The 18,297-nt window shown below is 64.7% G+C and carries 13 protein-coding genes; 7 read left to right on the top strand and 6 right to left on the bottom strand.

Annotated features, from left to right (window positions below; genetic code table 11):
* The first annotated feature begins 6 nt into the window (after positions 1-6).
* Both AT984_RS02430 and kdpE read left to right on the top strand, forming a co-directional pair.
* Positions 7-2,763, top strand: a complete 2,757-nt coding sequence (locus AT984_RS02430) for a DUF4118 domain-containing protein (RefSeq protein ID WP_058722033.1) — start codon at positions 7-9, stop codon at positions 2,761-2,763.
* Entirely contained in the window at positions 2,756-3,469 is a 714-nt protein-coding gene (gene kdpE / locus AT984_RS02435) for a two-component system response regulator KdpE (protein WP_058718749.1), read from the top strand. The genes AT984_RS02430 and kdpE overlap by 8 nt, the downstream gene beginning before the upstream one ends.
* Positions 3,470-3,512: 43 nt before the next feature.
* Here kdpE and AT984_RS02440 read toward each other — a convergent pair whose 3' ends face one another.
* Positions 3,513-4,340: a substrate-binding periplasmic protein gene (locus tag AT984_RS02440; RefSeq protein WP_082679720.1), complete on the bottom strand. Its 828-nt coding sequence runs from the start codon at positions 4,338-4,340 to the stop codon at positions 3,513-3,515.
* 183 nt (positions 4,341-4,523) lie between these two features.
* A complete protein-coding gene (locus tag AT984_RS02445; RefSeq protein WP_058722034.1) occupies positions 4,524-5,255 on the bottom strand; it encodes a type 1 glutamine amidotransferase in 732 nt (243 codons plus the stop codon).
* Between the two features lie 228 nt (positions 5,256-5,483).
* Here AT984_RS02445 and argJ point away from each other — a divergent pair, with 228 nt between their 5' ends.
* The gene (gene argJ, locus AT984_RS02450; protein WP_058718751.1) at positions 5,484-6,713 is read left to right on the top strand and encodes a bifunctional glutamate N-acetyltransferase/amino-acid acetyltransferase ArgJ; all 1,230 of its coding nucleotides are present in this window, start codon (positions 5,484-5,486) and stop codon (positions 6,711-6,713) included.
* Between the two features lie 74 nt (positions 6,714-6,787).
* Here the strand turns inward: argJ and AT984_RS02455 are convergent, their stop codons facing one another.
* Complete coding sequence (locus AT984_RS02455; RefSeq protein WP_058718752.1) at positions 6,788-8,404, bottom strand: hypothetical protein; 1,617 nt, start codon at positions 8,402-8,404, stop codon at positions 6,788-6,790.
* A 349-nt stretch (positions 8,405-8,753) separates the two neighbouring features.
* Between AT984_RS02455 and AT984_RS02460 the strand changes: the two genes are divergently transcribed.
* The 4 genes from AT984_RS02460 to AT984_RS02475 all read left to right on the top strand — a co-directional run bounded on the left by AT984_RS02460 (position 8,754) and on the right by AT984_RS02475 (position 12,744).
* Positions 8,754-9,809, top strand: a complete 1,056-nt coding sequence (locus AT984_RS02460; protein WP_058718753.1) for a hypothetical protein — start codon at positions 8,754-8,756, stop codon at positions 9,807-9,809.
* A gap of 202 nt (positions 9,810-10,011) precedes the next feature.
* A complete protein-coding gene (locus tag AT984_RS02465; RefSeq protein WP_058722035.1) occupies positions 10,012-10,692 on the top strand; it encodes a histidine phosphatase family protein in 681 nt (226 codons plus the stop codon).
* Positions 10,693-10,903: 211 nt separating this feature from the next.
* Positions 10,904-12,346, top strand: coding sequence for an N-acetylglucosamine-binding protein GbpA (gene gbpA, locus AT984_RS02470; RefSeq protein ID WP_197418225.1), 1,443 nt, complete (start codon positions 10,904-10,906; stop codon positions 12,344-12,346).
* Positions 12,347-12,549: 203 nt separating this feature from the next.
* Positions 12,550-12,744 carry a hypothetical protein gene (locus AT984_RS02475; RefSeq protein ID WP_156421858.1) on the top strand — a complete coding sequence of 65 codons (195 nt, stop codon included), beginning with the start codon at positions 12,550-12,552 and terminating at the stop codon, positions 12,742-12,744.
* Between the two features lie 47 nt (positions 12,745-12,791).
* On the opposite strand, the gene adhP is transcribed toward AT984_RS02475, so the two are convergent.
* From adhP to AT984_RS02490, 3 genes are all read right to left on the bottom strand, one after another.
* Positions 12,792-13,814, bottom strand: a complete 1,023-nt coding sequence (adhP, locus tag AT984_RS02480) for an alcohol dehydrogenase AdhP (RefSeq protein WP_058718755.1) — start codon at positions 13,812-13,814, stop codon at positions 12,792-12,794.
* A gap of 141 nt (positions 13,815-13,955) precedes the next feature.
* A complete protein-coding gene (locus AT984_RS02485; RefSeq protein WP_058718756.1) occupies positions 13,956-16,370 on the bottom strand; it encodes a TonB-dependent receptor plug domain-containing protein in 2,415 nt (804 codons plus the stop codon).
* Between the two features lie 287 nt (positions 16,371-16,657).
* Positions 16,658-18,247, bottom strand: a complete 1,590-nt coding sequence (locus tag AT984_RS02490) for a S8 family peptidase (RefSeq protein ID WP_082679721.1) — start codon at positions 18,245-18,247, stop codon at positions 16,658-16,660.
* Positions 18,248-18,297 lie beyond the last annotated feature (50 nt).

The raw sequence follows: 18,297 nt of genomic DNA on the forward strand, positions 1-18,297 counted from the left end.
GAATTGATGAGCGACAGCGCAAGACCTGACCCCGACGCCTTGCTGGCTCAGATCACGCAAGCCCAGCAAAGCGAGGCGCGGGGCAAGCTGCGCATCTACTTTGGTTCCTCGGCCGGGGTGGGTAAGACATTCGCCATGCTGCAGGCGGCGCGCAAGCTGCAGGCCGAAGGGCAGGAGGTCTTGGCCGGCGTGGTGGTGACCCATGGCCGCGGCGAAACCATGGCCATGCTGGAAGGCCTGCCCCAGCTGCCGCTGAAAAGCATCGAGTACCGCGGCAAGGCCTTGCCTGAGTTCGATCTGGATGCGGCGTTAGCACGCCGGCCTGCGCTCATCCTGATCGACGAACTGGCGCATGCCAATGTGCCCGGCTCTCGCCACCCCAAGCGCTGGCAGGACGTGGAGGAACTGCTGGCCCAGGGCATCCATGTCTACTCCACGCTCAACGTCCAGCATCTGGAAAGCCTCAACGATGTGGTGGGCGGCATCACCGGCGTGCGGGTGCAGGAGACCTTGCCCGACACCTTTTTCGATCGCGCCGACGAAGTGGTGATGGTGGACACGCCAGCGGATGAGTTGCTGGCGCGCTTAGCGGCGGGAAAAGTCTATATGGGCCCGCAGGCCCAACGCGCTGCCAATAATTTTTTCCGCAAAGGCAATCTGATGGCCTTGCGGGAGCTGGCGCTACGCCGCACCGCCGACCGGGTGGAAGACGATGTGCAGGCCTGGCGCAGCAATGAGCGCATCGCCCAGGTCTGGAAGACCGAGGCCGCAATCCTCTGTGCTGTGGGCACCACGCCGGCGGCCGAAAGCGTGGTGCGCAATGCCGCGCAGCTGGCGCAGCAACTCAATGTCAGCTGGCAGGCGGTGTATGTGGAAACCCCGGCCCTGCAGCGCCTGCCGGATGCGCAGCGTGAGCGCATTTTGCGGGTGCTGCGCCTGGCGCATGACTTGGGTGCCAGCACGGTGGTGCTGTCAGCCCAGGCGCTGGCACCGGCCCTGATCCGCCATGCGCGCGAACACAATTTGTCCAAGCTGGTGCTGGGCCGCAGCGCTGAGCGCGGGCTGCTGGCCAGGCTCACCGGGCGACGCGATCTGCAGCAGGAAATTGCCGCCGAAGCGCCGGAGCTGGACCTGATTAGCGCCGCCTCCACGCCCGCAGCCACCCAGCGCCGCGAAGCAGTCACCGGCAGTGACAGCGCCGTCCAGGCCTCCAATGAACACTGGCAGCGCAGCGCCCGCCGCTACGGCCTGACGCTGGCCGCTTGTTGCCTGACGACGCTGATCAGCTGGCCGCTGCGCCTGGCGTTCGATCAGTCCAATATCGTCATGCTGTTCTTGCTGACGGTGGTGGGCGTGGCGCTCAAACTGGGCCGTGGCCCGGCGGTGGCCGCCAGCTTTTTGAGCGTGGGCTTGTTCGATTTCTTCTTCGTCGCGCCGCAGCTGAGTTTTGCCGTCAGCGATGTGCAGTACTTGCTGACCTTTGCAGTGATGTTGGCGGTGGGTTTGATCACCGGCCAGCTGACCGCCGGCCTGCGCTACCAGGCCCAGGTGGCAGCCGAGCGGGAAGGGCGCTCGCGCGCCCTGTTCGAGCTGACCAGCGATCTGGCCGGTGCCCTGCAGTCGGAGCAGGTGCTGCAGGTGGCCGAGTCCGCCCTGGCCCAAGAGGTGATGGGCGAGGCCCTGCTGTTTGTCTTGGACCTCGATGAGCAATTGCAGCCCTCGCCGCGTCAGCAGGCCTTGCCCCTGGCCGAGCAGCCCGACGCCGGCACCGCCCGCTGGGCCCTGGAGCACAAGCAGGCTGCGGGCTTGAGCACCGACACCCTGGCCGGCAGCGCCTGGTTCTATCTGCCTCTGGCGGCACCCATGCGGGTGCGCGGCGTGCTGGCGCTGCGCCCGCGTTCCAGCCGCAGCCTGATGCAGCCTGAGCTGCGCGCCCAGCTGGAAACCTCGGCCCGCATCATCGGTCAGGCGCTGGAGCGGGTGCACTATGTGGAGGTGGCCCAGCAAGCCCTGGTGCAGATCGAATCCGAACGCCTGCGAAACTCTTTGCTGTCTGCGCTGTCGCACGATTTGCGCACGCCGCTGGCCGTGGTCTACGGCCTGGCCCAAACCCTGGACCGCATGGCCGGCATGCCGCCCGCTGCCCGCGAACTGGCCGGCGGCCTCTTGCAACAGTCGCAGCGCATCAGCGCCATGGTCAGCAATCTGCTGGACATGGCCCGCCTGCAAAGCGGTGCTGTGCGCCTGAACCTGCAGTGGCAGCCGGTGGATGAGGTGGTGGGCTCTTCCCTGCAAGCCCTGCAAAGGCTGATGCAGGATCACCAATTGCAAGTGGACATTCCCGCTGGCCTGCCCCTGCTGAATCTGGATGCCACCTTGATGGAACGGGTGCTGTGCAATCTGCTGGAAAACGCGCTCAAGTACACGCCGCCTGGCAGCTGCATCGCTGTGGCCGCTAGCTTGGCGCCGGGCGCCTTGCAGGGCCAGGATGCCCTGCGTTTGAGTGTGAGTGATGATGGCCCTGGCCTGCCCGCCGGCCGTGAGGAACAGTTGTTCGCCAAGTTCAGCCGTGGTGAGCGCGAATCCAGCACCCCCGGCGTGGGCTTAGGCCTGGCCATTTGCCGCGCGATTGTGGAAGCGCATGGCGGCCGCATCTGGGCCGAATCCGCCCAGCCGCAGGGTGCCGCCTTTGTGATGCTGCTGCCGCTGGGCCAAGCCCCGGCCATGCCGCTTTTGGAAGAAGACGTCGAAGATCATGAGTGAACCGCAACCCGTTGCCCTGATTGTTGAGGATGAGCCCAGCATCCGCCGTTTTGTGCGCATGGCGCTGGAGGCCGAAGGGTGGCAGGTGCACGAGTGCGAGACCGTGCGCCAAGGCCTGGTGGATGCCGGCACGCGCCGGCCCGAGTTGGTGATTCTGGATCTGGGCCTGCCGGATGACGACGGCATCAACTATCTGAAGGATTTGCGCGCCTGGTCCGGGGTGCCGGTCATCGTGCTTTCCGCCCGCACGAACGAGGCCGACAAAATCGCCGCGCTGGATGCTGGCGCGGACGACTACTTGACCAAGCCATTCGGCGTGGGCGAGCTGATGGCGCGGGTGCGCGTGGCCCTGCGCCGCAGCCAACAAGCCGGACGCATGGGAGGCCATGGGGACGAGCCGGCGCAGACCGTGTTCCGCTTCGGTGAAGTGGAGGTGGACCTGTCCGCCCGCCGGGTGCTGCGTACCGGCGAGGCCGTGCATCTGACGCCGATTGAGTACCGTTTGTTAACGCATTTGATCGCTAACGCGGGAAAGGTGCTGACGCATCGCCAGCTGCTCAAGGCGGTGTGGGGGCCTTCGCATGTGGATGACAACCATTACTTGCGCGTTTACATGGGCAATCTGCGCCAGAAGCTGGAAGCGGTGCCGGCGGCGCCCAAGCATTTGTTGACGGAGACGGCGGTGGGTTATCGCTTGATGGCCTGAGGCACGCTATTGCGATCGATGGGCGGGTTTGAAATGGAGCGGCTCAGTTTCTATTGATTGGAAAACCTCGAACCTCGTACTTGTCCTGAATCGCGGCCAGCTCGCCGCTGGCGCGCAAGCGTTCGAGGGCGCGTTCTATGCGTAAGACGAGCTGCGGGTCGGCCGCTCTTGAGACCATCACGCAGACATCCTCGCTATAGAAACGAGCCGGCAGCAGCCGGACCTTGCCTTCCAGCCCATCTTCCTGAATGTATTTGCGCAGCACGGCGCCGCCATAAAAAACAAAGCGAACTCGTCCGGCAATGAGTTTCTGGAGCGTGCTGCTGACCGAGGCGACACCGTCATCCACCGTCAAACCACCCAAGCCATTGAGATGGTCGACATAGGCTGAGCCTCTTGGCACGCCGACGATGCCGGCGCTGCCCAATTGGCGAATCTCGTCGAATGTTTTGATATTGATCGGGTCTTCGCTGCGCACCGCCAACTGGGTGAACTGCCTGTACAAAGGCGGGGACAGCACAAGGTACTTGGCGGCACGCTCCGGGTTGCGCACCAGGCCGAAGAAAACGTCAAGCTTGCCCGCCACCAGTTCCGCTTCCACGCGCCTGAGCGGCCGCAGGACTTCCTGGCCCACGAACTTCAGTGTTGGGTCAATTCGCTGCACCGCCTGCATGACCTCGACGCTCAAGCCCGGTGCCGCCGTATTGCCAGGGTGGAATTTGATGAGGTTGTCGGATTGCCCGCTGGTGCGAGCAGTTATGGGCGCGTCTTGGGCGTAACTCGAAAGCGGCATCCATGCCGAGCAGGCAAACACATAGGCGGCGAGAGGGCGAATCCAGCGGCAAAGCTTGATAGGCCTGTCATCAGTCATTTACTGGGCCCTTATTGGCTTCGAGAGGTCGAGCCTAGCGAGTCCACCTGCTTTTGACGTGCGGGCATATGGGCATGAGGCTCAATCCGACCCTTCAGGTCGGCATTTCTATTGAGCATTCTCTCAGCGAATCAGCCTGGATATCTGCGTATTCGTACGGGCTGCCTTGCGCACTTCCAAGGTTTACCAATACAACTTGGCCCTCACCACACTCGTCCGCCGCAGGCCCAGACTCCATTGGTGATAAACGCTGCGTGCCATGCGGTGCAGCTCATCGGTGCGGGCCTCCAGATCATGCAGGATTTCTGCCTCGCTTTGCACGGCCGGGCTCTTTTGCACATGCTCTAACTCATGCTTGGACTCATGGCACCAAGCGCGCACGCTGTCCTCGGTCACTTCCAGATGACATTGCAGCGCGACATGCTTGCCCATGGTGAATCCTTTGTTGATGCAGTGGGTGCCAAAAAGGCTGCGGCGGGCACCTGGCGGGATTTCGAAGGTGTCGTAGTGCCAGTTGAAAACCGTGGTTTGGGCGCGGCCGCCGAACAAGGCGCGGGCGTCCGGCGTCACCCACAGCTTGCTCCAGCCGATATTGGGCCAAGCATTGCGGGTGACGCGCGCGCCGCAACTCTTGGCCAGCAACTGGGCGCCGAAGCAGTGGCCCAGCACGGGCACGTCGCGAGCCACGGCGTCTTGCACCAGGGCTTGCTCGCGGGCAATCCAGGGCTGTTCGTCATTGACGCTGTGGTTGCTGCCGAGCACGACCAGGCCGCTGAACTCATCGGCACGGTGCGGCAGGGGTTGGTCTTGATCGGCCCGAAAGGTCTCGCAGGGGATACCTTGCTGGTGCAGGAACTCGGCCAGATAGCCGGGGCCTTGATTGGCTTCGTGCTGGAGGATGGCAACAGGTCTCATATCGGTGGCGCGCAGCACAGTGTTGAAGGCGCGCCGCTTGTTTCGAGGCCTTCAATTTAGGACGGGGTGACTCAAGACCTCGCCAAGCTTTGGCCTGATGGCATCAAGAAGCTATCAAGCGCTTGGATGCGGGCTGACGCGGCGCCAAGTGGCGCCATGACGCATGGCTGCCGCCCTATGCCAACTTACAATCAGGCATCTCATTTGTCCTGTTTCAAGGCCCCCACCATGCCCGTTAATCTCAGCGCCCCCGATCCCGCTTCCCTGCACCCGGTCCCCGGTGTTCGCCTTGGTATCACCCAGGCCGGCATCCGCAAGGCGGAACGCCGTGATTTGAGCGTGATCGTGCTGGATGAAGGCGCCAGCGTGGCGGGCGTGTTCACCAAGAATCGTTTCTGCGCCGCGCCGGTGCAGATCTGCCGTGAGCATCTCGCGGCGGGCGCTGCGGTTCGCGCCATCCTCGTCAATACCGGCAATGCCAATGCCGGCACCGGCGCCGACGGCCTGGCCCGCGCCCATCAAAGCTGCGAAGCGCTGGCCGCTTTGCTGAACATCCAGCCGCAGCAGGTCTTGCCCTTTTCGACTGGCGTGATCATGGAAACCCTGCCGGTGGATCGCATCATCAAGGGCTTGCCCGCGGCCATCGCCGCGCTGCGCCCGGACGCCTGGGACGAAGCCGCGCTGGGCATCATGACCACCGACACCATCCCCAAGGCCGCCTCCACCCAGGTGCAGATTGGTGGCGTGACGGTCACGCTCACCGGCATCAGCAAGGGCGCGGGCATGATTCGCCCGAATATGGCCACGATGCTGGGCTATGTGGCGACCGACGCCAATATCAACCCGGCGCTGCTGCAGGCGCTGGTGACCGAAGCCGCTGACGCCTCATTCAATCGCATCACCATCGACGGCGATACGTCTACCAACGACTCTTTCGTGCTGATCGCCACCCATCAGGCCAAGCACGCCCGCATCGAATCGCTGAGCAGCGCAGAGGGTCAGGTCTTGCGCGCGGCCTTGATCGAGGTCTCGCAGCGCCTGGCGCAAGCCATCGTGCGCGACGGCGAAGGCGCCACCAAATTCATCACCGTGCAGATCGACGGTGGTCGCAATGAAGCCGAATGCAAGCTGGCTGCGTATGCGATTGCGCACTCACCGCTGGTGAAGACCGCCTTCTTCGCCAGCGACCCCAATCTGGGCCGCATTCTGGCGGCGGTGGGCTATGCCGGCATTGATGATCTGGACCAGACCCTGATCGACCTGCATCTGGACGATGTGCATGTGGTGCGCGCCGGCGGCCGCCACCCCGACTATCGCGAGGAAGACGGCCAGCGCGTGATGAAGCAAAGCGAGATCAGCGTGCGGGTCAACCTGCACCGCGGCGCAGCCAGCGCCACCGTGTGGACCTGCGATCTGAGCCACGACTACGTGACCATTAACGCCGACTACCGCTCCTGAGCAGGCGCGGTCCGCATCAATCAGGGCTGGCCCGCACAAGCAAGCAGGGGCCGGCCTGATGCAGGCAGGGTCGCTTAAAAATCCACCGCCTTGGTCTTCATGCCGCGCGCCACCAGCGTGGCATTGATCAGCTGTGCTTCCTGACGGCTGTCAAACGGCCAGACGGCGGCGCGCCAGCCTTGGGGCGTCTGCACGACGCTGGTGTTGAGGCCGCCCGGATGCAGGGGCTTGATGAATCCCAACATGCGGGCCAGCATGGCCTCGGCCTCGGCCTTGCTGGGCGCCACGGGGCCGACCAGAGCGACCACCGGGACGGCCTCGCCCGGTTTGCCGGTCTTGGACTTGACGGCCGATTGAATCGTGCCGCCGGACTCCAGGCCGTCCAAGGGGCCGAGCTTTTCCACCAGGGGCTGGGTGGTTTTCTCGTCGGTGGCCTTGCCGGCCTTATCCGTTTTGTTTGCTTTATCCGCTTTATCTGTTTTGTCGGATTTGTCCGATTTAGCTGAGCCTTCCCCCTTGCCTTCGCCCGCTTTGGCCTTCTCTGCGCTGGTGCCTGACTTTTGCGTGTCGCTGCCCGGCTTTTGACCGTCCGCCTTGCTGGCGCCTTCGCTGCTTGCTGCAAATGGGGCCCGCTTGGGGAGTGGCTTGACCAGTTGGGGGCGGATATCGGGCTGCTCTTCCTTCTCGCCCGGGGCCGCTGCCGAAGCGGCGCTGGCATTGGCGTTGGCACTCGCCGGCGTTGAGGCTGGGTCGCCAGCGGCGCTGAGGGTGTCACTCAAATTGGCGCTTGCAGCGGAGGCAGATGCCGACGCTGCTGCTGCGGCCTCTAGCGCTGCCGCACTGGCCGCAGCGGCGGACTCGGCCGCGCTCGCGGCAGCTGTCGCGGTGGCCGCGCTGGATGCTGCTGCTGCCGCCGAGGCGGGGGCCGATGCTGCCGAAGCGGCATCCACCGCATGCTCGCCCGATTTGCCATGGGGCATCAGCAGTGCCACCACCACGGCCAGCAGGCCCAGCACCACCATGGCCGCAAAGGCCAGCCGGCGGCGGCTGCCGCAGCGGGCGCCCAGGATCTGCGGCTTGCGGCCCATACCGATCAGCACGCGGGTGCGCGAGTTGCCGGCGTCGATGGCGGCGGTCAGCAAATAAAGCTCGAAGGGCCAGGCGCCGCTGTGCTTGGCCAGCATGGCCTCGTCGATGGGTACCACGCGCTGCGGCCAGCTGGCATCACCGGGTGGGTTCAAAAAGCCCTGGCTTTGCGCAAAAGCCGCAATCTTGCGCGGGGCAATCGGGATGAACTTCTCGCTGAAGGCGGGCCAGCTGCTGGCGGCCTTGCGCTTGCCTAGCTGTTTCCAGAAGGCCAAAGCGCCCAGCACTTGCGCCAAACGCTGGCGCCAGCCCATGCGGGCCAGGGCATGAGCGGGGGGCTCCTCCTGGTCGGCCAGGGCATCGAGGTGTTGGGCGGTGGTGTTGGCGTGGGCGTCGAGGGTGCTTTCACCCAGGCCGTCGAGTGGCGCGTCGCCCATGGTCGGCTCGATCGCCTCCGCCCCAGCGCCGCCGCCGCCCGACTGATGCGCGCTGCGCAGAAATGGCAAAGCCACGACGCCCATGGTGTGGACGTCGTAGATAGTGATTTTCTTTGCGAGCGGATGGCGGTTATGCCAAGCCACCACATGCTCGACCAAACGATCCATGCTTTGTTTCAGTGAGGACAAGGGCGCTGCGGAGTCAGCATCAGAAGTATCGGCCAGCCCGGCGCTAACCTTTGGCCTCATGTGCGGATTCGATAGCCAGATAAGCGAGGATTTGGCTCAAGTGATCCGCTGGGCAAGGCCTGACCCTTGGTTTCTCCCTGTTTGGCCGCACAGTTCGACGCAGGCGACCGGGCTTCCCGGCTGGCTCGCTTTGGTGCAAGTTCACCAAATTGGTGCTATTTTCAAGAGGGGATGCGGCGGGCTGCGGTCAATACTTGGCACGGCCCTTGCTCAGACTCTGTCACCCCAATTGCAATTGCTGCTTTACCGAGATTAGCGAGACGCCCCCATGAGCCTTTTGATCAACACCGATGGACCCGCCGGGGCGTTTGTCCTGCTGGTGGTCAAGACCGAACAGCCGGGCGCCGCCCATGTGCTGCAAGAGGTGTTGGAAGAGTCGGGCTACAACGTGCAACGCCTGGCGGCGGCTGGGCTCACCGAGTTGGTGGGGCCACGGCCGGCCGTGATCCTGCTGGAGTTGGCGCAAGACAGCGATCTTGCCCAAACCTGTGAATGGGCGCGCCAGTTGCTGGCCCGGCCTGGCTGGGCGGCCGTGCCATTGCTGATGCTGGGCCTGGACGGCAGCGCCGAGCAGCGCGACGCGGCCCTGGCTGCCGGCGTGATGGATGGCCTGAGCCGGCCCATGCGCGCGCTGGAGTTGCTGCCTCGATTGGCGCTGCTGATGCAGGGTGCGACCCGCGCCGGGGCAGCGGACACCGTGGGGGCGGCTGCAAACAAGGCGCTGCCAAGCGTGGATGTGCTGGGCCACGCCAGCTTGCTGGTGCATGAGCACAGCGGCCGTTGCATCTGGCACACGGCGCGCGCCCGCAGCCTGATGGCCGACTATTTCAGTGGCGGGCACTTCGAGCGCGGCCGCCTGCCGCCGGAGCTGATGTTGTGGCTGCATCGCGAGTTGCTGCGCAGCCGCGCCGGTGGTGCCGGCCAGGGCTTGACCGTGCTGCCCCAAGCGCGCCCCGGCGCCGGCCGCAATCGTGGGCCGTCCGAAGGGCAGGGCAGCCGGCGCCTGAACTTTGATTTGCATGGGGTGGATGCCGATTTGGTCGGTGAGGGCCATTGCCTGATCGTGCTGCGCGAAACCGATGACTGGCGCTTGCTGCAAGCCCTGATGCGGGCACTGAGTTTGAGTACCACCCAGGCCCAGCTGCTGCTGTGGCTGACCCGCGGCAGCTCGCCCACGGCCATGGCCACCCGCCAAGGCCGCAGCCAGGCGGAGTTGCAGCAGCAACTCGATGAGCTGCTCAAACATCTGGCCCTGGATTCGCTGGAGGCCGCTGCGTCGCTGGGCCGCAGCAGCTTGCAAGGTCTGGATGGGCGGACCGGCTGATCGCCTGATTGCTTGATGGCCTGCAGGGACTAGCCTGCGTCCGCCTTTGCCTGGAACTTGCGTTCGTTCCGGCCTTGGTGCCCGCGCTCGCCATCGCCTATGCCCATGCCTTCGCTATCTTCCCCGCACATTTGACGAGATTTCCCTCCGCAGGTCACAGCCGTGACAGGCGTCCTTGCCGCTGGCGGCGATGATTGCCGCCATGGGCAATGTCTATCTTGTGCGTCACGGCCAGGCCTCGTTGGGGGCTGCGGACTACGATCAACTCAGTGAGCTGGGCCAGCGCCAATGCGTGGCTTTGGGCACTTACTGGCGGGAGCGCGGCCAACAGTTTGACCTGGTGCTGCGCGGCTCGCTCAAGCGCCACGCGCAGTCGCTGGCCGGCATTGCCGAGGGCCTGGGCCAGAACCTGCCAGCGGAAGTTTGGCCGGGGCTGAATGAATACGACAGCGCCGCGCTGATCCAAGCCATACACCCCGGCGCGCTGCACGCGCCGCAAACGGCCGACGCCGCGCGCCAGCACTTTCGCCTGCTGCGTGAAGGCCTGCAAGCCTGGATGGATGGCGCCAGCGAGCCCCAGGGCATGCCGAGTTATGCCGAGTTCTCGGCCGGCGTGGCCGCCACCCTGGCCCATGTGCAAGCGCTGGCGCTGAGCCGGCCGGATCTGCGGGTGCTGGTGGTGTCCAGCGGCGGGCCCATCTCCACCGCCATCGGCCAGGTGCTGGGCGTGAATGCGCAGACGGCCATCGAGCTGAATCTGCGCATCCGCAATGGCTCGGTCAGCGAGTTCGCCTTGACGCCCAAACGCATGGCGCTGCTGGGCTTCAATAGTGTGGCGCATCTGGAGCTGCCCAGCTTGCCGGGGCTGGTGAGCTACGCCTGAGGCCCGCCGGGCGGGTCTTCTTGCTGCGGATGCGCCAGGCCAAGCGACGGCAATCGAATAGCTGTTTGAATCAGAATGGCGAATTTTGGCGCCTCAAGCCAGCTGTTCTCTTTGCGAACGCAGCAGTAACGGCGTGTAAAAGTCAAAGCACACGGAAGTTACAAGAAGGTACCTTCCCCATAATCGCGCCCTCATTGACAGCGGGGCAACCATGCATTTCATGCTCAAAAAAGAGCGCCAGATCCTGGCGCTGATCGCCGGACTGGCGCTCAGTGCTCAGGCTTTTGCACATGGCTATATCAGCGCACCGGAGTCGCGCAATGCGCTGTGCCGCTCCGGCGGCAATAGCGCTTGTGGCGCGATTCAGTGGGAGCCGCAAAGCCTGGAGGCCCCTTCGGGCTACCCCGACCGAGGCCCGGCCGATGGCCAAATTGCCAGCGCCGGCCTGGTGCAGTTTTCCGCGCTGGACGAGCAGACCGCTTCGCGCTGGAGCAAGCGCGCGGTCAGCGCCGGCCCCATGAGCTTCAGCTGGACCTTCACCGCCAACCATGTCACCAAGGGCTGGCGCTACTACATCACCAAGCCGGGTTGGAACCCCAATGTGCGCCTGAGCCGCGCCTCCTTTGAGGCCCAGCCTTTTTGCCAGGCCGACGGAGGCATGCGTCAGCCGCCCAAGCTGGTGACGCATCAATGCCAGTTGCCGGCACGTACGGGCTATCAGCTGGTGTTGGGCGTTTGGGAAGTGGGCGACACGCCCAATAGCTTCTACAACCTCGTGGACCTGATGTTTGCCGACGGTGGCGGCAACCCGACCCCGCCGGCCTCGGTGTGGGCCGTGCGCGGCGGCATCTACCCCTCGGTGGATTTGCAGCCGGGCGACAAGGTGGCCACGCGCGTCTTTGATGCCAAGGGTGAGCGCGCCGATCTGCAGACGCGCTTGACCATTGCCAATCAGGCCGACGGCCAACGCAACACCTGGCCCTATCTGCTGGCGACCCGCGTCAACGCCCAGCAAAGCCTGCTGCGTGCCGGCCAATTGGCGGCAGACGGCACCATCTCGCCGGTGCAAGGCCAGAACGAGGTCTTCGCCCGCCAAGACAGCGGCTTGAATCGCGTCGAGGTGCAGATCGAAAAAGCGGCCACGCCGCCCGGTGCCGATCTGTTGGTGAACGGCCTGGCTGCACAGCAAACCATTGTGGGCGGGCAGCTAACGCTGCAGTTCGGCGTCACCGCAGTGGGTGAGGTGGACTTGAATGCCAGCGTCTTCGACCATGGCGGCCAGACCAAGGGTGTGGCCACGGCCTCGCTGAATAACTCGGGCCAGAACCTGCGCATCGTCATCGACAAGCCAGCGGCAGGCCATCACCAGCTGGTGCTCAAGGGCGTGGTCAAGGGCAGCGGTGTCTTGATTCAGAAGACCTTTGATCTGATGTTTGTGGCCGATCCCGCCGCGGGCGGCAACTTCCAGTACCGCTTCCCGGATGGGCTGAAGAGCTACAAGGCCGGCACCCGGGTTCTGCAGCCCAAGAACGGTCGTGTCTATGAATGCCGCCCTTGGCCCAATAGCGGCTATTGCGTGCAGTGGGCGCCGTCGACGCCGCAGTTTGAGCCGGGCACCGGTAGCCACTGGCAAGAGGCCTGGATCGCGCGTTGATCTAGCGTGGGCCTGATGCGGAGTCGCCTAAGCCGCTTGAGACCTGCTGGTTCCGCTCGATATGCAGTTCATCGAGTCAGGGGCCGGTCGGTCGCAGGCGGCTTTTAACTTGGAGCCACCCCATCTAGAGTCCTGCTGTGAGTTCGGGGTGGGCCTGAGCTCGCAAACGCTTGAGGTCTGACACCCTCGATGAAAGGTCTGCGGTGAAGCTCTTGTTGTGGTTGCTGCTGTTCGTGCTGTGTTGGCCGCTGGCCTTGCTGGCGCTGCTGCTGTGGCCGGTGGTTTGGCTCTTGTCTTTGCCATTTCGCCTGATTGGCATCAGCGTGGAGGCGGTGTTTGCCTTGCTGCGCGCCGTGCTATTTCTGCCTGCGCGACTGCTGGGGCATAAGGACGCTTGATGGCGAGAAGCCAGCCCGATTGAGTGGGCTGGCTTCGCGGCCTGCGCTTAGATTTTCATCACCACCCGGCCATCGATATGGCCTTGCTTCATCTGGTCGAAGATGTTGTTGATGGATTCCAGCTTGTCGCTGCTGTAGTGGGTTTGGATCTTGCCATCAGCGGCAAAGGCCAGGGCTTCTTCCAGGTCCTTGCGGGTGCCGACGATGGAGCCGCGAATGGTCTTGGCGTTGAGCACCACATCAAAGATCGGCAAGGCAAAGTCGCCCGGCGGCAGGCCCACCAGTGACATGGTGCCGCGCTTGTGCAGCATGCCCACGCCTTGCTTGAAAGCGCTGTTGGACACGGCAGTGACCAGCACGCCATGGGCGCCGCGCACATGCTTTTGCACTTCAGCCACCGGGTCTTGCGTCAACGCATTGATGCAGACTTCGGCGCCCAGCTCGCGAGCCAGCGCCAGCTTGTCCTCGGCAATGTCCACCGCGATGACGTGATAACCCATGGCCTGCGCGTACTGCACCGCCATATGGCCCAGACCTCCGATGCCGGAGATGGCCACCCAGTCGCCGGGCTTGCAGTCCAGCACCTTGAGCCCCTTGTAGACGGTGACGCCGGCGCAGAGCAGGGGCGCAGCGGGGTCGAAGTCCAGCTTGTCAGGCAGGCGGCCCACATAGCTGGGGTCGGCCAATACATACTCGGCATAGCCACCGTTGACGGTGTAGCCGGTCATTTGCTGTTCGCCGCACAAGGTTTCCCAGCCGGTGATGCAGTGCTCGCAGTGGCCGCAGGCGGTGTGCAACCAAGGCACGCCGACCCGGTCACCTTCCTTCACATGCTTGACGCCGCGGCCCAGCGCGGCCACAAAGCCCACGCCCTCGTGGCCGGGGATGAAGGGCAGGCTGGGCTTGACAGGCCAGTCGCCATTGGCCGCATGCAGGTCGGTGTGGCACACGCCTGAGGCCACCACCTTGACCAAGACTTGGCCGTCCGCCACTTCGGGCACGTCCACTTCTTCAATTTGTAGCGGCGCGCCAAATTCGTGGACGACCGCGGCCTTCATCTTTTGAGCCATGACACTCCTCTCCTGGTTGGCGGGCCGAGTGGGGCCCGGAGTCAGAAGTATGTCGATTCACGGCGACGGGTCAATGAGCTAGATCAAGCCAGCCATGCGGCTTGTCCGCATAGCGGCGCCCGGCTGTCACCTTCTTGTGGCTCAGACCTTCATCTCCAGGCGCAATTGCCATTGGGTGAAGCTGCGCCCGCCGGTGTCGGTGGTGATGATTTGATCGGTGGTGCTGATGACGCTGCCGTTGCTATAGCTCAAGGGATTCAGATTGCTGGCCGACAAACGCAGCTGGGTGTTCAGATTGACGGACCACAGCGCGAACGCATCCAGCACCACCTTGCGGGAGTTGTGCACCTCGGTCAGCAAGCTTTGCTGCACCGTGACCGAAGGCGTCCAGTTCAGCCCTGCGCCAAGCGAGAGCGGCAAGCTGCGCAGCTTGTAGTCGGCGCCCAGATTGGCGGTGGCCTTGGGTTGTTGGTCCAGGCGATTGTTGGGACCGGGAATCCCGTCCACCGAGGAGCGGAACAAGCTCAGATTGCTGCGCACCGACACCGGCCAGGCCTCGGGCAGGAATTCGTCCAGGCGGAACTTGGCTTCCAGCTCCAGGCCCATGGTGCTGGCATTGCCGATGTTCTGTGGCCGCGCTACCCAGCGCGGCACGCTGGCCCAGCTGACGGTTTCCAGGCTGGTGACGGTGCGCATCAGATCGCTGATGCGGCGGTAGAACAGATTGGCGCTGAGCACGCCGCCCTTACTCAAATAGCTCTCAAAGGCGATGTCAATGCCGGTGGCCAGCTCGGGCTTGAGATTGGGGTTGCCGCTGCGGTCGGGGTAGTTGGCGGCGTTGGGGCCGCAGGGCTGAGCGTCGGGGCAGGGGTATTGGGAGTTGATGGTCGGCTGGGCGATCAGGTCTTGCAGATTGGGGCTGCGGTAGCTGCGGGTCAGGCTGGCGCGGATCTGATCGCGGCTGGGTTTGCCGTCTTGGTCGAGCATTTTCCAAACGCCATGCAAGAGCGGGGTCCAGACGGTGGCGCGGTTGTTCACCGCGTAGTTGGCAGCGGTGCTGCGGGTGGCGATGGTTTCGCCGCGCAGGCCGGCGTAGAAGGCCCATTGCTTGCCCACGCTCCATTCGTCTTGGGCGTAGAGCGCAATGCGCTGGGTGGCGGCGTCAAGGTCGTCGCCGAAGTCCAGCAGATTGCGGCAGGACTGACCGTTTTGCAGGCAGACGCGGTTTTGCTGGCGCTGGGTGCCTTCGCCTTCCAGGCCACCCACCAAGCTGTGTTCGTTTTCCAGCGTGTGCGAGTACTTGCCGTTCAGGCTCCAGGATTTGTCTTCGCTGCTGACGGTGTCGTCCTGACTGCGGCTCAAGGCGGACTGGCGGTATTCCTGCCTCAGCGTATGGCTGTCATTGCGGGCCAGGCCGATGCCGCCGCGCAGCTCCAAGCGGGTGTCGGCATCGATGCGGTGCTGCCACTGCGAGTTGACGCGCAGCATATTGAATTTGCTGTCGCCGGTGCTCAGGGCCTGATCAAAGTCGCCGGGCGTGGGGCTGCTGTGGGTCTGCGTGATCAGGCTGCTGTTATTGCTGCGCGAGGCCACCACAAAAGGCTGAACGCTCAGCGAATCGCCCTCGGCCAGCTTCCACTGCAGGCGCAGGCTCAGGTTCAGGCTGCGGCGCTCGTCCTCTGTCTGGCTGTGGCTGCTCAGCAGGCTGTCGCCACTGCCGTCCAAGTTGTGGGTTAGCGCGCGGCTGTCCAGCGCGTCGCTGCGCTTGACTTGCTGGGTGTTGAGGCTCAGGTTGTAGGCGCCGCCGTTCTCGTCCAGCTTGTCATTGCGGGTCCAGCCCAGGCTGGGTGTCCACAAGCCGTTCTCTTCGCTCATGCCCACGCGCCAGTCGTTCAGGCGTTTTTGCAAGGCTTCACGCAAGACCACATTGATGGTGCCGGCGACGGCGCGGGCACCGTACTCGGCCGAGGGGGCGCGCAGGATCTCGATGCGTTCGACCTGATCGGGCGGCAATTGGTCCAGTGAAAAGCCCGGCGCCATGCGCTCGCCATTGACCAGGATCTGCGTGTAGCCGCCGCCCATGCCGCGCATGCGGATCTCGCCGCCGCGCCCGGGCCGCCCGCCGGTGCTGACGCCGGGCAGGCGCTTGAGCACCTCGCCCAGCGAGTTGTCGCCAAAGCGCTCGATTTCTTCGCGGCCAATAACGATCTTGGCCGCAGTGGCGCTGCGCCGCTGTGCTTCGTCGGAGGCGCGGCCGCTGACCTCGACCCGGTCGAGTTGGGCCGGCGCCTGGGTTTTGTTGACATCGGCCTTAGGTGCTGCCTTCTTGGTAGGCGGCTGCTGCTGTGGCCCGCTGGCGGCTGTGCTGGGCGCGGCCGGCGCTTCCTGGGCTTGGCTGGGAAAGCTGGCCAGGCAGCTCAGGGCCAAGCTCAGGGTGAGTGGGTAGCGCGGGTCATTGGCGCGGACGAGTTTTGGCGTGCGGAACATGGGCGGGCAGGGCAGCGAAGAAAAGCTGGCGAATTGCTTGCTGTTGGTGGAGGCTGCGAAGCATCGCATGCTTGCGAGTTCAGCTTGGCGCCGCAAGCCCTGCGGGGCCGCAGTTTCAACTTTCTTTACCTGCCAGCATTGTTCAATGTTGCGAGCGGACCCACAAAGCAAAAAGGCCACAACCCAATGGTCGTAGCCCTTTTGACATCCGGACACCTATGCAGGAGACGGATTCTTGGCGCTGGTGACGGGTTCCAGTGATCTGCCCAATCTGCAGCCGGTTTGTCGCCTCGAATGCTTTGCAGTATGCCTAGGATTTATGAAGCTGGCGTGACGAAAGAAGGTGAATCGTTCGCCTATTTGCGTTGCGTCAAATTCTCGTCCTGGCCTTCCTCTTCACGGCGGCGCAAGAGCGCTGCGGCGGCCGCAACACCCAAGACCCAGAAGGGCGCTGCCGCGCCACCGCCGCCGCCACTGGGGGCGGGCTCTGGAGCAGGGGTGGGAGTTGGCGCTGGCGTAGGGGCCGGTGTCGGAGTCGGTGTCGGATTGGGCGTAGGTGTGGGAGCCGGTGTTGGATCCACCGGTGCCGTGCCTTGTTTGATGCCGCACTGATCCAAGGCCGCGCTGCTCAGGCTGACTGGGCTGCGGCTAGGTGGCGCATAAGTGCTGGGCGCAGCGGCAAAGCGCAGCGCCTCTTCGGCGTCCAGCAGGCCACTGCCGCAGGTGCTGGTGGTGCAACTGCAGCGCTGGGCGTTGCTGGCGCTGCTGCACTCGCCCAAAGCGGCGGCGGCCACATGGGGGCGGGCGCTGATCTTCAGGCCGGCTTCCACCTGGGCCAGGGTCAGCGCCGGATTGGCGGCCCACATCAGTGAGGCCACCCCGGCCACTTGTGGCGCGGCGAAGCTGGTGCCGGTGCCGGCGGCGTAGTCTTCGCCCGTTGGTGAGGGCGTGGCGGCGGGGCCGCTGGTGGAGAAGATGCCCTCATCGGGGATGCCGGCGAGGTCATCGCAAGTGCGCTTGTAGTTGGCATCGCCGCCGGTGGCCGCCAAGGCCAGCTGCGGGCCCATATTGGCGTAGGTGGCTTTGAAGCCTTGGCGGTTGACGGCAGTCACACCCAATACACCGGCGCAGTTGGCCGGGCGGCCCACGGCCCCGCGGGTATTGCCGGCGGCTGCCACGATCAGCACATTCCTGGCGCGCAGCTCGGCAATCGCGTCTTGATAAAGCTTGGCCGCGCGCGCCACCTCGGGGTTGGCATCCGCTGTGTCGCAACTGGCCACACCGGCAAAGCCGATCACCAGAATCTTGGCCGGATGGGTATTGAGCGGCACGCCGCTGACGGGCAGGCCGGCTGCCCAACGCATGCCGTCCACCATGTCTTGCACGGCAGCGCCGCATTTGCCCGACACCCGCACCGGCAGGATTTGCGCATTCCAGTTGATGCCCGCCACGCCCTTGCCATTGTTGGTGACGGCGCCGAGCTGGCCCGCCACCAGCGTGCCGTGCCAGCTGGGGCTGCTCTGCACGGGGCAGCCATCCCACAGCGCCAGATTCGCATCCTTCTCGGCCTGCGTCAGCGCGTCGCCGGTGTCGGTGGGATCGTTGTTGCGGCCGACGCCGCCGTTGTTGGCGTACTCGGCCTTGCTGATGAAGTTATAGCCCGGCAGGATCAGATTGGCGCGCAGATCGGGGTGGTCGCGTACACCGGTGTCCAGCACGGCGATGACGGGTGCGGCACCCGACACGGGGCTGCCCTGGTTCAGATCCCAGGCCTTGGGGAAGTTGGCCAGGCCGGCATTGGCGCTGCTGTCGCGGCTGCCCAACCACCACTGCTTGTTGGTGTACAGGCTGTCGTTGGGTGTGGCGGCGCGCAGCACATCGGTGGCGAGCAGGGCGAGCACGGCGAGAGCAATAGCGCGCCGGCGTGGTGTGTTGAGCGTAGACATGCGGCGCAGGCTAGTGGCGGCGAGTGAAACTGGCGTGACAAAGGCGGGCT

It is taken from the genome of Paucibacter sp. KCTC 42545 (assembly GCF_001477625.1).
In the GTDB taxonomy this organism is placed as follows: domain Bacteria; phylum Pseudomonadota; class Gammaproteobacteria; order Burkholderiales; family Burkholderiaceae_C; genus Paucibacter_A.

What these genes read in the sequence shown, in the direction of transcription:
- AT984_RS02430 (WP_058722033.1), top strand. Translation starts at nt 7, where the DNA reads ATGAGCGACAGCGCAAGACCTGACCCCGACGCCTTGCTGGCTCAGATC.
- kdpE (WP_058718749.1), top strand. Translation starts at nt 2,756, where the DNA reads ATGAGTGAACCGCAACCCGTTGCCCTGATTGTTGAGGATGAGCCCAGC.
- AT984_RS02440 (WP_082679720.1), bottom strand. Translation starts at nt 4,340, where the DNA reads ATGACTGATGACAGGCCTATCAAGCTTTGCCGCTGGATTCGCCCTCTC.
- AT984_RS02445 (WP_058722034.1), bottom strand. Translation starts at nt 5,255, where the DNA reads ATGAGACCTGTTGCCATCCTCCAGCACGAAGCCAATCAAGGCCCCGGC.
- argJ (WP_058718751.1), top strand. Translation starts at nt 5,484, where the DNA reads ATGCCCGTTAATCTCAGCGCCCCCGATCCCGCTTCCCTGCACCCGGTC.
- AT984_RS02455 (WP_058718752.1), bottom strand. Translation starts at nt 8,404, where the DNA reads ATGGATCGTTTGGTCGAGCATGTGGTGGCTTGGCATAACCGCCATCCG.
- AT984_RS02460 (WP_058718753.1), top strand. Translation starts at nt 8,754, where the DNA reads ATGAGCCTTTTGATCAACACCGATGGACCCGCCGGGGCGTTTGTCCTG.
- AT984_RS02465 (WP_058722035.1), top strand. Translation starts at nt 10,012, where the DNA reads ATGGGCAATGTCTATCTTGTGCGTCACGGCCAGGCCTCGTTGGGGGCT.
- gbpA (WP_197418225.1), top strand. Translation starts at nt 10,904, where the DNA reads ATGCATTTCATGCTCAAAAAAGAGCGCCAGATCCTGGCGCTGATCGCC.
- adhP (WP_058718755.1), bottom strand. Translation starts at nt 13,814, where the DNA reads ATGGCTCAAAAGATGAAGGCCGCGGTCGTCCACGAATTTGGCGCGCCG.
- AT984_RS02485 (WP_058718756.1), bottom strand. Translation starts at nt 16,370, where the DNA reads ATGCGATGCTTCGCAGCCTCCACCAACAGCAAGCAATTCGCCAGCTTT.
- AT984_RS02490 (WP_082679721.1), bottom strand. Translation starts at nt 18,247, where the DNA reads ATGTCTACGCTCAACACACCACGCCGGCGCGCTATTGCTCTCGCCGTG.